Source organism: Streptomyces sp. GMY02, assembly GCF_019056675.1.
Classification (GTDB): domain Bacteria; phylum Actinomycetota; class Actinomycetes; order Streptomycetales; family Streptomycetaceae; genus Streptomyces; species Streptomyces odonnellii.
The window spans coordinates 7,053,653-7,066,966 of the sequence record NZ_CP077658.1 but is presented as its reverse complement, the minus strand read 5'-3'; the positions used below and the strand labels follow the sequence as shown (position 1 = coordinate 7,066,966).

Genomic DNA, 13,314 nt, shown 5'->3' with positions numbered 1-13,314 from the left:
TAGTGCTCCGCCGGGCGCACAAGGGGCGCGCGGAGCGGGAGTTGTGAAGAAGGATTGTACGGAGTGCGGCGGGGTGAGTACTCTGCGTGTCCCATGCGACGGTCCTTACGCTCCGGATCCTCCGCCGGCGCCCCCGCTCCGGTTCCCGGCAATCTCCCCGCCGAGCTGAACCGCTTCGTGGGGCGCGCGGAGGAGCTGTCCGGGCTCGCACAGCATCTCGACCGGTCCAGGCTGGTCACGGTGGTGGGGGTCGGCGGTGTGGGCAAGACGCGGCTGGCGCTGCGGGCGGCGGAGGAACTGAAGAAACGCTACTGCGACGGAGTCTGGCTGGCCGAACTCGGCGCCCTGCGCGAACCGGAGCTGCTGGAGCACTCCCTGGCCGAGGCGCTCGGGCTGACGGACCAGAGCGGCAGGCCGCCGCGCAGGGTGCTGGTCGAGCATCTCGCCGGGCGGCGGGTACTGCTGGTGCTGGACGGTTTCGAGCAGCTCGTCGACGCATGCGCGGAGCTGGTACGCGAACTGCTGCGCCGGGCACCGGAGTTGAGGGTGCTCGCCACCGGCCGGCGCCCGCTGCGGATCGACGGCGAGCTGGTCTTCGCGCTGGCGCCGATGCCGGAGCCGGACGCGGTGCTGCTGTTCACCGACCGCGCCGCCGCCGGGTCTCCCGGTTTCCGGCCGACCCGGGCGCGCGAGGCCGCCGTACGGGAGCTGTGCCGGCGCCTCGACGGAATCCCGCTGGCGGTGGAGCTGGCGGCAGGGCGGCTGCACGCCCTTTCGGTCGAGCAGATCCTCGACCGGATGGGAGACCGGTTCCGGGTGCTGACCGAGGGGCGGCGGGGCGCTCCGGCACGCCACCGGACGCTGCGGACCGCGATCGGCTGGAGCCATGAGCTGTGCACTCCGCGGGAACGGCTGCTCTGGGCGCGGCTCTCGGTCTTCGCGGGGCCCTTCGATCTGGAAGCGGCCGAATATGTCTGCGGCGGACGCGAGTTGCCGGCGGACGATGTGCTCGATGTGCTCTCCGGGCTGATCACGCAGTCACTGGTCGTACGCGAGGAGACACCGGCCGGGGTGCGCTACCGGATGCTGGACACGGTCGCGGCGTACGGCGCCGAGTGGCTGGACGCGCTGGAGGACACCGGACGGCTGCGGCGCAGGCACCGCGACTGGTACGTGGGGCTCGCCACCTGGTACGAGCTGGAGTGGTTCAGCCCGCGCCAGGACCGGGTCGCGGCCGGTGCGGAGAGCGCGCTGCCCAATCTGCGGGCCGCGCTGGAACTGTGTCTGGAGACGCCCGGCGAGGCGCATCTGGGCCAGCATCTCGCGGGCACGCTCTGGTTCTACTGGGTCGGCTGCGGAAAGCTGGCCGAGGGGCGGCACTGGCTGGGCCGCGCGCTGGCCCTGGACTCCGGGCACTCCGAGGCGCGGCTCAAGGCGCTGTGGGTGCTGGGATACGTGGCCGTCCTCCAGGGTGACGACACCGCTGCCGTGGGCGCGCTCCATGAGTGCCGGGAGGAGGCGGTCCGTACGGGCAACGCGCCGGCCCGCGCGTACGCCGTGCACCGGCTGGGCTGTCAGGCGCTGCTCTCGGACGACATGCCCCGGGCCGAGCGGCTGCTGCGCGCGGCGCTCGACGCGTACCGGGAGCTGGGGGAACTCAACAGCAATGTGCTGATGGGCCAGACCGAGCTGGCCATGGCCCGGCTCTTCCAGGGCGATCTGGACACGGCCGTCGCACTGTGCACCGAGGTCCGGGAGATCTGCGAGGACAGCGGCGAGCGCTGGTCACGGGCGTACGCGCTGTATGTGCTGGCGTACGCGGCCTGGACCCGGGGCGAGTTCACCGAGGCACGCGCGCTGGCCGGGGAGTCCATCGCCATCCACCATCTCTTCAACGATCTGGTGGGGCTGGTGCTCGCGGTCGAGCTGATGGCCCTGGTGTCGGCGGGCGAGGGCGATCCGGCGGAGGCGGCGGTGCTTCAGGGCGCGGCTGCGGTGCTGTGGGAGTCGGTCGGCCCGCGGCTGTTCGGATCGGGGTTCTTCAGCGGGCCGCGGATGCTCTGCGAACGGCAGGCGGGCGAGGCGCTGGGGGCGCGGAGGTACGAGGGGTACGAGCGGGAGGGCCGGGGGCTCTCGCTGGACGCGGCCGTACGCAGGGCGCTCGCCGGCCGCCCCGGGCCCGCGGCGGTGCCGCGTCAGGCGTCCGGAGCGCGGGGGCCGTCCCGTACCACGCGAAAGCCCGCCTCCTCCCCCACCGGAAAGGGCGGGGAGGCGGCGGGCTGAGACGCCGGAGCGCGGGACCCGGGTGGGTCAGCGGGCGTAGTACTCGACGACGAGCTGCTCGTCGCAGATGACCGGGATCTCCTTGCGCTGCGGGTCGCGGTCCAGACGGAAGGCCAGCGCCTTCAGGTTGACCTGGAGGTAGCGCGGGGTCTCGCCGTCGGTGTCGTAGCCACCCTCGCGCGCGACCTGGAAGGGGACCTTGTCGCGGCTGCGCTCGCGGACCATCACGACATCGTCGGGACGGACGCGGAAGGACGGCTTGTCGACCTTGGCGCCGTTGACCTCGATGTGACCGTGGACGACCATCTGGCGGGCCTGGTAGATGGTGCGGGCGATGCCCGACCGCAGGACCAGGGCGTCGAGGCGGCGCTCCAGCTCGACCACCAGGGCCTCGCCGGTCTTGCCCTCGGCCTTCTTGGCGCGGTCGTACGCACGGGCCATCTGGCGCTCGCTGATGTCGTACTGGGCGCGCAGACGCTGCTTCTCCAGCAGACGGACCTTGTAGTCACTGTTCTGCTTGCGTCCACGTCCGTGCTCACCCGGCGGGTAGGGACGGGCCTCGAAGTACTTGACGGCCTTGGGCGTCAGCGCGATACCGAGCGCACGGGACTTCTTGACCTTGGGACGCGACTGGTTAGGCACGTTCTCCAGACCTCCGTTGTAGGTTAGGTTAGGCTCACCTTGCTCAAGGAGATCGCATGTCTCGCTCCGGGAACACCACGCGCATCACAGACAGCCTCGACGCGCAGGGCACCGATTCGACGGAGGTCCGATCAGCTCATGGTCAGCCGCGTCCCAGCGGGCTTGAAATCGATCGGATGCCGTCAGCAGCCGAACGCACACGAACTCTCGTACAGGGTACATGCTCGGCGGTGCTGCTCGTCCCGCGTCCGGACGGGGCCCAGCCGTGCGGTCTCCTGCCCTCCACCCGGACCGTGGGCCCGGACGGCGGGGTGTTCCTGGTCTTCCCGGCCGGGGCCGGCACCGTACGCGCCGCCGCGCGGACCCGGGGCGGCGAGGTGACCGGCGTACTGGAGCTGACGGATGTCGCGCCCGTCTCCGTGCCGCACCGGATCCGGGCACGGGCCCGGCTCTCGGGCCCGCTCACCGAGGGCCCCGGCCCCGCGGAACCGGGGCACACGGCTCTCTGCCTGGAGGTGTGCGAGGCGTACGTGGACGATCTCTGGGGCGCGGAGCCGGTGGCGCCGGAGGACTTCGCGGCGGCCGTGCCCGACCCGCTGGTGGAGCATGAGGCGGAGTTGCTCCAGCATCTGCACGCCGCGCACAGCGCCGAGGTGCGGACGCTGGCCGGACTGCTCGGCGACAGGTCGGAGGTGCTGTCCGGGGCCGGGGGCACGGCCGTACCGGTCGGGCTCGACCGCTTCGGACTGCGGGTGCGCTTCATCGGCGGCCAGTGCTTCGACGCGCGCTTCGACTTCCCTGAGCCGGTGCGCGATGTGACCGGGCTGCGACGGGCCATGCTGGCGCTCTTCGACGCGGCCTCGCGCTGAGACACCCGTTATGATCCGGGCGCGCGCCCGCGCCTGGCCGCCTCAGGTGCCGTCGCCGCGCAGCCGCTCGCGCACCTTGTCGACCACGTCCGCGTACCGTGCCTCCGCGCCGTACCGCGTGGGCTCGTAGTAGCGCCTGCCTCGCACGGCCTCCGGCGCGTACTGCTGAGCGGCGATACCGCCCGGCACGTCGTGCGGATAGACATAGCCCTGGGCATGCCCGAGCTTGGCCGCGCCCTTGTAGTGCCCGTCGCGCAGATGGGCCGGGACCGGGCCCGCGAGCCCCTTCTTCACGTCCTCCAGCGCCGCCGAGATCGCCGTCGTCGCCGCGTTCGACTTGGGGGCGAGCGCCAGGGCGATGGTGGCCTGGCTCAGGGTGAGGGCGGCCTCGGGGAAGCCGATCAGGGCGACGGCCTGGGCGGCGGCGACCGCGAGCGGCAGCGCCGTCGGGTCCGCGAGACCGATGTCCTCACTGGCCGAGATCATCAGCCGCCGGGCGATGAACCGGGGGTCCTCCCCCGCGTCGATCATCCGGGCCAGATAGTGCAGCGCCGCGTCCACGTCGGAGCCGCGGATCGACTTGATGAGCGCGCTCGCCACGTCGTAGTGCTGGTCGCCCTGGCGGTCGTAGTTCACCGCCGCCCGGTCGACCGTCTCCTCGACCGTGCGCAGGGCGATCTCGCGCTCGCCCTTGTCGAGCGCGGCGCCGGCGGCCGCCTCCAGCGCGGTCAGCGCGCGGCGGGCGTCGCCTCCGGCGATCCGCAGGAGATGCGCCTCGGCGTCCTCGGGCAGGGTGAGGCTGCCGCCGAGTCCGCGCTCCTCGGTCAGCGCCCGCCGCAGCAGCCCGCGCAGATCGTCGTCGGTGAGCGGCTCCAGGGTGAGCAGCAGGGAGCGGGAGAGCAGCGGGGAGATCACCGAGAAGTACGGATTCTCGGTGGTGGCGGCGATCAGCGTGACCCAGCGGTTCTCCACGGCGGGCAGCAGGGAGTCCTGCTGGGCCTTGCTGAAGCGGTGGATCTCGTCGAGGAAGAGGACGGTGTCCTTGCCGAAGCCACCGGAGGCGCGGCGGGCGCCGTCGATGACCGCCCGTACCTCCTTGACGCCCGCGGTGATCGCGGACAGCTCGACGAAGCGCTTGTTGGTCGCCTTGGAGACGACATACGCGAGGGTCGTCTTGCCGGTGCCGGGCGGGCCCCAGAGAATCACGGACGAGGGTCCGGCGGGGCCGCCGCCGCCCTCTCCGACCAGTCGGCGCAGCGGTGATCCCGGCTTCAGCAGATGTGCCTGGCCGACGACTTCGTCGAGGACGCGGGGGCGCATCCGGACGGCCAGGGGGCTGCTGGACGGATCCTTCTCCTGGCGTTCTTCCGCGGCTGCGGTAAAGAGGTCGGGCTCCACGCGTGAAGCCTATGCCAGGCCACTGACAACGCAGGTCGGGGCGGTGGCGGCGGGAACTCCCGGCCTGTCGCGAGCCGGTCGCGATCTGTCAGCTCGCCCGGACTGCCGGCCCGGACCGTCAGCACGTCCGAACGGTCAGCTCGTCCAGAAGTCCCACCAGCGGGTCAGGATCAGCATTCCGATGATCCCGATGTGCAGTACGGGCACGACCCAGGTGAACTCGTCGAAGAAGCCGCGCAGCGCTCCCGGCGCGGGCAGCACTCCATGGCGGACGTTGTGGGAGGTCACGTACCAGAACATGACGATCGTGGCGACCCAGGCCAGACAGCACCACAGGCAGAGCGAGTTGATCTCGTACAGCGATTGGTACTGGAGCCAGGTGCAGAATCCGACGCCGAACAGCGTGCCCGCGTTCAGGCCGAGCCAGAACCAGCGCCGGTAGCGCGCCCCCGCCACCAGCCCCACACCGATGGCGATCACCACGCCGTAGGCCACCAGCCCCAGCATCGGGTTCGGGAAGCCGAAGACCGAGGCCTGCTCGCTCTTCATGATGTTGCCGCACGAGACCACCGGGTTCAGGCTGCATCCCGGGGTGAAGTTCGGATCCTCAAGGAGCTTGAACTTGTCGATCGTGATCACCCATGCCGCCAGCAGACCGGCAGCGCCGGTGATCACCAGCAGCAGCGCGAACGCCCGGCTGCCACCGACCGTGCCGGCGGCGCTCCGTTCCTCCCGCTCGGAGGAGACGTCGTCCAGTGCCGCACTCGTCATATCCGCCGTTCCCTCGCTCCGGTGCCGTGGGGCACGCCGTCGGCCACGGGCGGCGCGGACTCATTGTGCCGCACGAGTCTGTGGGTCCGGGGAGGGGCCGTTCGGCCCCTCCCCGGACGCTCAGCCGCGCAGCCGCCGGGTCAGCTCGGCCACCAGCGCGTCGAGCGCCACCGGCTCCTGCTCCCCGCTCTCCATGTCCTTGAGCTGCGCCACGCCCTCCGCGAGATCGCGCTCGCCCGCGACGATCGTGTAGCGGGCGCCGGACCGGTTGGCGTTCTTCATCGCGCCCTTGAGGCCCTTCCCGCCGTACGAGAAGTCCGCGGCCACGCCCGCCCTGCGCAGCTCGGTGACAACGCCGAAGAGCGTGCGCCTGGCCTCCTCGCCCAGCGGGACAGCGAAGACACTGGTGGAGCCGGGCAGATCGAGCGTGATGCCCTCGGCCTCCAGCGCCAGCACCGTACGGTCCACTCCGAGCGCCCAGCCGACGGACGGCAGCGCGGGGCCGCCGATCATCTCGGAGAGCCCGTCGTACCGGCCGCCGCCGCCCACCGCGGACTGCGCGCCGAGACCGTCGTGGACGAACTCGAAGGTGGTGCGGGTGTAGTAGTCGAGACCGCGTACGAGCCGCTCGTCGTCCTCGTACGCGACCCCAGCGGCGGTCAGCAGCTCCCTGACCTCTTCGTGGTACGCCTTGCACGCGTCGCACAGGAAGTCACGGAACAACGGCGCCCCGACGAGCTGCTTCTGGACGTCCGCGCGCTTGTCGTCGAGGACCCGCAGCGGGTTGATCTCGATACGGCGGCGGGTGTCCTCGTCCAGGTCGAGACCGCGCAGGAAGCCCTGGAGCGCCTCCCGGTAGACGGGCCGGCAGACCTTGTCGCCCAGGGAGTTGAGGAGGATACGGAAATTCCGCAGGCCGAGCGAGCGGTACGCCTGGTCGGCCAGGATGATCAACTCGGCGTCCAGCGCCGGGTCCTCGGCACCGATCGCCTCGGCGCCGACCTGCGAGAAGTGGCGGTAGCGGCCCTTCTGCGGGCGTTCGTAGCGGTAGTACGAGCCGGAGTACCAGAGCTTGACCGGCAGATTCCCGGCCTTGTGCAGATTGGCCTCCAGCGCGGCGCGCAGCACGGAGGCGGTGCCTTCGGGGCGCAGCGCCAGCTTGTCGCCGCCCTTGGTCTCGAAGGCGTACATCTCCTTGGAGACGATGTCGGTGGACTCGCCCACACCGCGGGCGAACAGCTCGACATTTTCAAAGCCGGGTGTCTCGACATAGCCGTAACCGGAGTTCCTCAGCGGCGCGGAGATGGCCTCGCGCACCGCGAGAAAGATCGCGGAGTCCGGCGGGATCAGGTCGTAGGTGCCCTTGGGGGCCTGGAAAGTACTCATGAAGATCCGGTGTGTCACATTCCTCGTCGCGGAGCGGCGGCCGGGCCGTCTCCGTCGCCGGCGGCGGCCGCTTCCCTCAGATAGGGGTTGGCGGCGCGCTCCCGGCCGATGGTCGTCTGGGGGCCATGACCCGACAGCACCACGGTCGAGTCGTCGAGCGGCAGGCACACCCGGCTCAGCGACTCCATCATCTCGGCGTGGTCGCCGCCGGGCATGTCGGTGCGTCCGATGGAGCCGGCGAACAGCAGATCGCCCGAGAAGAGGACCGGGGGGATGTCGGCCCCGCCGGCCGATTCAGGCGTTCCGTACGTCACCGACCCCTTGGTATGGCCGGGCGCGTGCGCGACGGTGAACTCCAGGCCCGCCAGGGGCAGTCGGGCGCCGTCGGCCAGCTCCCGTACGTCGTCGGGCTCCCCCACGGTCAGCTCGCCCATCAGCGGCATCCCTATCGAGCGGCCGAGGGCCTTCTCGGGGTCGCTCATCATGTACCGGTCCGCGGGGTGGATCCAGGCCGGTACGTCATGCGCTCCGCACACGGGGACGACCGAGGCGACATGGTCGATGTGCCCATGGGTGAGGATGACGGCGACGGGCTTGAGCCGGTGTTTGCGCACCGCCTCCTCGACCCCCTGCGCGGCCTGGTGGCCCGGGTCGATGATCACGCATTCCTCACCCGCGGCGGGGGCGACCAGATAGCAGTTGGTCCCCCAGGCCCCTGCGGGGAACCCGGCAATGAGCACGTTCGTCCTTAGGTGTCGTCCGCCGGCCCGGATCGTCCGTCGGTGGAATGCGGCAGATCAGAGCCTACCGGCGCTGCTCATTCCACAGCCAACCCGGATACCGTACGGACCTGGGCCCTGTCCGGCGGATCTTCGCGGGCCCAGTCCAGGCGATCAGGATCAGTCACACACAGGATCACTCACACACGAGGAGAAGACCCGGTGGTCAACAGCGATCAGCGACGGCGGCAGCTCGCCCGGGAGAAGTTCGAGCGGCAGCAGCAGCGCCGGACGGAGGCCAGGAAGAAGGCGAAGCGGCGCAACGCCCTTGTCGCGGCCGTGCTGGCCGTGGTGGTCATCGGCGGCGCAGCCGCATGGGCCTCGGGCGGTCTGACCGGCGGCGACACCGCGGACAAGGCCGCCGCGCCGTCGGCGACCCCCAGCGCCGAGCCGTCGCCGTCGCCGACCGAGAGCAGCGCTCCCGAGCCGAAGATGACGATCGACAAGTCGGCGAAGTACACGATGTCGCTCAAGACCAACCAGGGCGACATCGCGATCGAGATGGACGCCAAGAAGACACCGCACACGGTGAACTCGTTCAAGGCCCTCGCGGACAAGGGCTACTTCGACAACACGAAGTGTCACCGGCTGACCACCGAGGGCATTTTCGTGCTCCAGTGCGGCGATCCGAAGGGCGACGGGACCGGCGGCCCCGGCTACACGATCCCAGACGAGAATCTGACCGCTCTCGGCAAGGCGGGCGCCGACGGCACCGTCACGTACCCCCCGGGGACGGTGGCGATGGCCAATACCGGCCAGCCGCACTCCGGTGGCAGCCAGTTCTTCCTGGTCTACAAGGACACCAAACTCCCGCCCAGCTACACCCCGTTCGGGACGATGGACGCCGACGGCCTGAAGACCGTGGAAGACGTGGCCAAGGGCGGTGTGGACGGCGGTACGGGCGACGGCGCGCCCAAGAAGGCCGTCACCGTGGAGAAGGGCACGGTCGACAAGGCGTGACCCTCTGAATTTCGGCCGTGCTGAGTGCGGACAGCCGGGTGGCCGGTCGCCTAGATTGGCGTTGTGGAGGGCGGGCGCAGCCCGTCCCAGGAAACTGTGGATGATGCCCGGGGCCATTCCCCTCGTGGGCATCAGGTGGAGGAGGCGCTGTGAGCAGCGACCCGTGGGGCCGTGTCGATGAGACGGGCACCGTGTACGTGCGGACGGCCGAGGGCGAGCAGGTCGTCGGATCGTGGCAGGCAGGCTCTCCGGAGGAGGCTCTGGCCTATTTCGAGCGCAAGTACGAGGGCCTGGTCGTCGAGATCGACCTCCTCGAACGGCGAGTGAAGACCACCGATCTATCCGCCAAGGACGCGGCGGCGGCCATCGAGCATCTTCGCGGACAGATCGACGAACACCACGCCGTGGGTGATCTCGACGCGCTGCGCAAGCGGCTCGACGGGCTGGTCGCCACGGTCGACTCGCGCCGTGAGGAGCGCAAGGCGCAGCGGGCCAAGCAGACGGACGAGGCCCGCCACGCCAAGGAGACGCTGGTCACCGAGGCGGAGCAGCTCGCCCAGAGCGATCAGTGGCGGTCGGCCGGCGAGCGGCTGCGGGCGCTGGTGGACACCTGGAAGGGCCTGCCGCGGCTGGACAGGAAGTCCGACGACGAGCTGTGGCACCGCTTCTCGCATGCGCGCTCGGCGTTCTCCAAGCGCCGCAAGGCCCACTTCGCCGCGCTGGACGCGCAGCGGGAGGAGGCCCGTAAGGCCAAGGAGAAGCTGGTCGCGGAGGCCGAGTCGCTCTCCGGCTCCACCGACTGGGGTGCCACGGCCGCGCGCTACCGCGAGCTGATGACGGAGTGGAAGGCGGCGGGCCGCGCCCAGCGCGAGGCCGAGGACGATCTGTGGAACCGCTTCCGCGGCGCCCAGGACGTCTTCTTCGCGGCGCGCGGCGAGGTCTTCGCCGAGCGCGACGCCGAGCAGACCGAGAATCTGAAGCTCAAGGAAGAGCTGGCGGTCGAGGCCGAGCGGCTGGTGCCGGTCACGGACCTCAAGTCCGCCAGGGCGGCGTTCCGGGCGCTCAATGAGCGATGGGAGGCGATCGGCCACGTACCGCGCGACGCCAGGCCGAAGGTCGAGGCCAGGATGCACGCGGTGGAACGGGCTCTCCAGGAGTCCGAGGAGAACGAGTGGCGCCGTACGAACCCGGAGGCACGCGCCCGTGCCGAGGGTCTGACGGGCCAGCTCCAGGCGGCCGTCGACAAGCTGCGCACGCAGATCGACGCGGCGCGCGCGGCGGGCAACAACTCCAAGGCGGACAAGCTCGCCAAGGAGCTGGAGGGCCGCCAGGCACTGCTGGACCAGGCGCTGAAGGGCCTCCAGGAGTTCGGCGGCTGAACCCCGCGGCGGTTGCGTACGCCTGAGGGCGCCTCGTACATGCCGTGCGAGGCGCCCTCGGGCGTTCATTGTGCGCTGCTCTGCGTGCGCTGCTTACCTGACTGCGCGCCTGGCCGGCCGCCTGCCTGCTTGGCTGTGCTTACGGCCTGCGCGGAGGCTTATGGCCTGCGTGCCGAGGTGACCCGGTAGACGTCGTACACGCCCTCCACGCCCCGTACCGCCTTCAGCACATGCCCGAGGTGCTTCGGGTCGCCCATCTCGAAGGTGAAGCGCGAGGTGGCGACGCGGTCGCGGGAGGTCTGGACGGCCGCGGACAGGATGTTCACATGCTGGTCGGACAGGACCCGGGTGACATCCGACAGCAGCCGGGACCGGTCCAGTGCCTCGACCTGGATGGCGACCAGGAAGACCGAGGACTGGGTCGGCGCCCACTCGACTCCCAGGATCCGTTCGGGCTGCTGGGAGAGCGAGTCCACATTGACGCAGTCGGCACGGTGTACGGAGACACCGCTGCCGCGGGTGACGAACCCAATGATCGGGTCGCCGGGCACCGGCGTACAGCAGCGGGCGAGCTTCACCCAGACGTCCTCGACGCCCTTGACCACCACACCCGGGTCGGCGTTCGAGCGGCGCTTGGTGCGCCCGCGCGAGGGCGGGGCACTCTCGGCGATGTCCTCGTTGGCCGCCTCCTCGCCGCCGAGGGCCTGCACCAGCTTCTGTACGACGCCCTGCGCGGCCACATGGCCCTCGCCGATCGCCGCGTACAGCGAGGAGATGTCGGGATAGCGCATCTCGTGCGCGAGCGTGACCAGCGAGTCCCCGGTGAGGATCCGCTGGATCGGCAGGTTCTGCTTGCGCATGGCGCGCGCGATGGCTTCCTTGCCCTGCTCGATCGCCTCGTCGCGGCGCTCCTTGGAGAACCATGCCCGGATCTTGTTCCTGGCCCGGGGCGATTTGACGAAGCCCAGCCAGTCGCGCGAGGGACCGGCCCCGGACGCCTTGGAGGTGAAGACCTCCACCAGATCGCCGTTGTCGAGCGTCGATTCGAGCGGTACGAGCCGCCCGTTGACCCGTGCCCCTATGGTCCGGTGGCCGACCTCCGTGTGCACGGCGTACGCGAAGTCGACGGGGGTGGCGCCGGCCGGCAGCGCTATGACATCGCCCTTGGGCGTGAAGACGAAGACCTCGTTGCGCGACAGGTCGAAGCGCAGCGACTCCAGGAACTCGCTGGGGTCCTCGGTCTCCTTCTGCCAGTCCAGCAACTGGCGCAGCCACGCCATGTCATTGACGGTGTCCTGGCCCGCGCCCTTGCCCGCGTTCCTCGGCACGTCCGTGCGGACCTTGGAGGCTCCGGCGACGGCCTCCTGCTTGTACTTCCAGTGCGCGGCGATGCCGTACTCGGCGCGCCGGTGCATGTCGAACGTACGGATCTGCAGCTCGACCGGCTTGCCGTTGGGCCCGATGACCGTCGTGTGGAGCGACTGGTACATGTTGAACTTGGGCATCGCGATGTAGTCCTTGAACCGTCCCGGGACCGGATTCCACCGGGCGTGGACGGTGCCGAGCGCCGCGTAGCAGTCGCGGACGGTGTCGACCAGGACACGGATGCCCACCAGGTCGTAGATCTCCGCGAAGTCCCGGCCGCGGACGATCATCTTCTGGTAGACGCTGTAGTAGTGCTTCGGCCGGCCGGTGACGGTGGCCTTGATCCGGGCCGCGCGCAGATCGGACTGGACCTCGTCGGTCACTATGGCCAGATATTCGTCACGCTTGGGGGCGCGCTCGGCGACCAGCCGGACGATCTCGTCGTACATCTTGGGGTAGAGGATCGCGAAGGCGAGGTCCTCCAGCTCCCACTTGATGGTGTTCATGCCCAGCCGGTGGGCCAGGGGCGCGTAGATCTCCAGCGTCTCGCGGGCCTTCTTCTCCTGCTTGTCCCGCTTGAGATAGCGCATGGTGCGCATGTTGTGCAGCCGGTCGGCGAGCTTGATGACCAGGACACGCGGGTCCTTGGCCATGGCGACGACCATCTTGCGTACGGTCTCGGCCTGCGCGGCCTCCCCGAACTTGACCTTGTCCAGCTTGGTGACGCCGTCGACCAGCAGCGCGACCTGCTCGCCGAAGTCACGGCGCAGGGTGTCCAGGCCGTACTCGGTGTCCTCCACGGTGTCGTGCAGCAGACCCGCCATCAGAGTGGCCGGATCCATGCCCAGCTCGGCCAGGATCGTGGTGACCGCGAGCGGGTGGGTGATGTACGGGTCGCCGCTCTTGCGCTTCTGACCGCGGTGCCAGCGCTCGGCCACCTGGTAGGCGCTCTCGATCTGGCGGAGCGTCGCGGTCTCGATCTTGGGGTCGTTGCCGCGTACGGTCCGCAGGAGCGGTTCCAGGACCGGGTTGTACGGGGAGGAGCGCTGCACCCCGAGCCGGGCGAGCCTGGCCCGTACCCGGTTGGAGGAGCCACCCGAACGAGGGGCGGCGGTGGCACCGGGCTTGGGGGCGCTCAGGGGGGCGGCGGGCCTGTCCGGCGCGGGCCGCGCGGCGGGCGCGGGCTCCAGGGGCTCGGTGGGCCGGGCATGGGTGATCTCCGCCGGGGGCCGCGCGGCCTGCTGCCCGGTCTTCTCCGCAGCGCCGGCGTGCGGCATCGCTGTCGCCGCCGCGGCCTGCTCGGTGTGGTGATCGGGCGTCGCGGCGGCCAGTGGCTGGATCTCTTCTGGCAAGAGCGCTCCTCATGCGGATCCAGGTCCCCGGTCAGGCCCGGACCTCCATGGTATCGACCTCGGGCGTCCCTCTCGCCCCAGGACCGGGGCTCCTCCGAACGCGGGACGGGCACCCGGTTGTTCCCGGGTG

At 70.5% G+C, this 13,314-nt stretch carries 10 protein-coding genes; 4 read left to right on the top strand and 6 right to left on the bottom strand.

The features are described 5' to 3' along the window. Nucleotides 1–93 precede the first annotated feature (93 nt). Nucleotides 94–2,283: an AAA family ATPase gene (locus tag KQY30_RS30100; protein WP_217309653.1), complete on the top strand. Its 2,190-nt coding sequence runs from the start codon at nt 94–96 to the stop codon at nt 2,281–2,283. 27 nt (nt 2,284–2,310) lie between these two features. Here the strand turns inward: KQY30_RS30100 and rpsD are convergent, their stop codons facing one another. Continuing rightward, the gene (rpsD, locus tag KQY30_RS30095; RefSeq protein ID WP_217309651.1) at nt 2,311–2,925 is read right to left on the bottom strand and encodes a 30S ribosomal protein S4; all 615 of its coding nucleotides are present in this window, start codon (nt 2,923–2,925) and stop codon (nt 2,311–2,313) included. A 176-nt stretch (nt 2,926–3,101) separates the two neighbouring features. Between rpsD and KQY30_RS30090 the strand changes: the two genes are divergently transcribed. Next, a complete protein-coding gene (locus KQY30_RS30090; protein WP_217309649.1) occupies nt 3,102–3,794 on the top strand; it encodes a DUF2470 domain-containing protein in 693 nt (230 codons plus the stop codon). Nucleotides 3,795–3,836: 42 nt separating this feature from the next. Here the strand turns inward: KQY30_RS30090 and KQY30_RS30085 are convergent, their stop codons facing one another. From KQY30_RS30085 to KQY30_RS30070, 4 genes are all read right to left on the bottom strand, one after another. Continuing rightward, on the bottom strand, nt 3,837–5,192 hold the full coding sequence (locus tag KQY30_RS30085; protein ID WP_217309648.1) for a replication-associated recombination protein A: 1,356 nt from the start codon (nt 5,190–5,192) through the stop codon (nt 3,837–3,839). Between the two features lie 135 nt (nt 5,193–5,327). Then, on the bottom strand, nt 5,328–5,963 hold the full coding sequence (locus KQY30_RS30080; RefSeq protein WP_217309647.1) for a vitamin K epoxide reductase family protein: 636 nt from the start codon (nt 5,961–5,963) through the stop codon (nt 5,328–5,330). 120 nt (nt 5,964–6,083) lie between these two features. Further along, nucleotides 6,084–7,349, bottom strand: a complete 1,266-nt coding sequence (hisS, locus tag KQY30_RS30075) for a histidine--tRNA ligase (protein WP_217309646.1) — start codon at nt 7,347–7,349, stop codon at nt 6,084–6,086. Nucleotides 7,350–7,363: 14 nt separating this feature from the next. Then, nucleotides 7,364–8,089: an MBL fold metallo-hydrolase gene (locus KQY30_RS30070; protein WP_217309645.1), complete on the bottom strand. Its 726-nt coding sequence runs from the start codon at nt 8,087–8,089 to the stop codon at nt 7,364–7,366. 201 nt (nt 8,090–8,290) lie between these two features. On the opposite strand from KQY30_RS30070, the gene KQY30_RS30065 reads away from it, so the two are divergent. Further along, nucleotides 8,291–9,088, top strand: coding sequence for a peptidylprolyl isomerase (locus tag KQY30_RS30065; RefSeq protein WP_217309644.1), 798 nt, complete (start codon nt 8,291–8,293; stop codon nt 9,086–9,088). A 149-nt stretch (nt 9,089–9,237) separates the two neighbouring features. Then, entirely contained in the window at nt 9,238–10,467 is a 1,230-nt protein-coding gene (locus KQY30_RS30060; protein ID WP_217309643.1) for a DUF349 domain-containing protein, read from the top strand. A 158-nt stretch (nt 10,468–10,625) separates the two neighbouring features. Here the strand turns inward: KQY30_RS30060 and KQY30_RS30055 are convergent, their stop codons facing one another. Beyond that, nucleotides 10,626–13,184 carry a bifunctional (p)ppGpp synthetase/guanosine-3',5'-bis(diphosphate) 3'-pyrophosphohydrolase gene (locus KQY30_RS30055; protein WP_217309642.1) on the bottom strand — a complete coding sequence of 853 codons (2,559 nt, stop codon included), beginning with the start codon at nt 13,182–13,184 and terminating at the stop codon, nt 10,626–10,628. Nucleotides 13,185–13,314 lie beyond the last annotated feature (130 nt).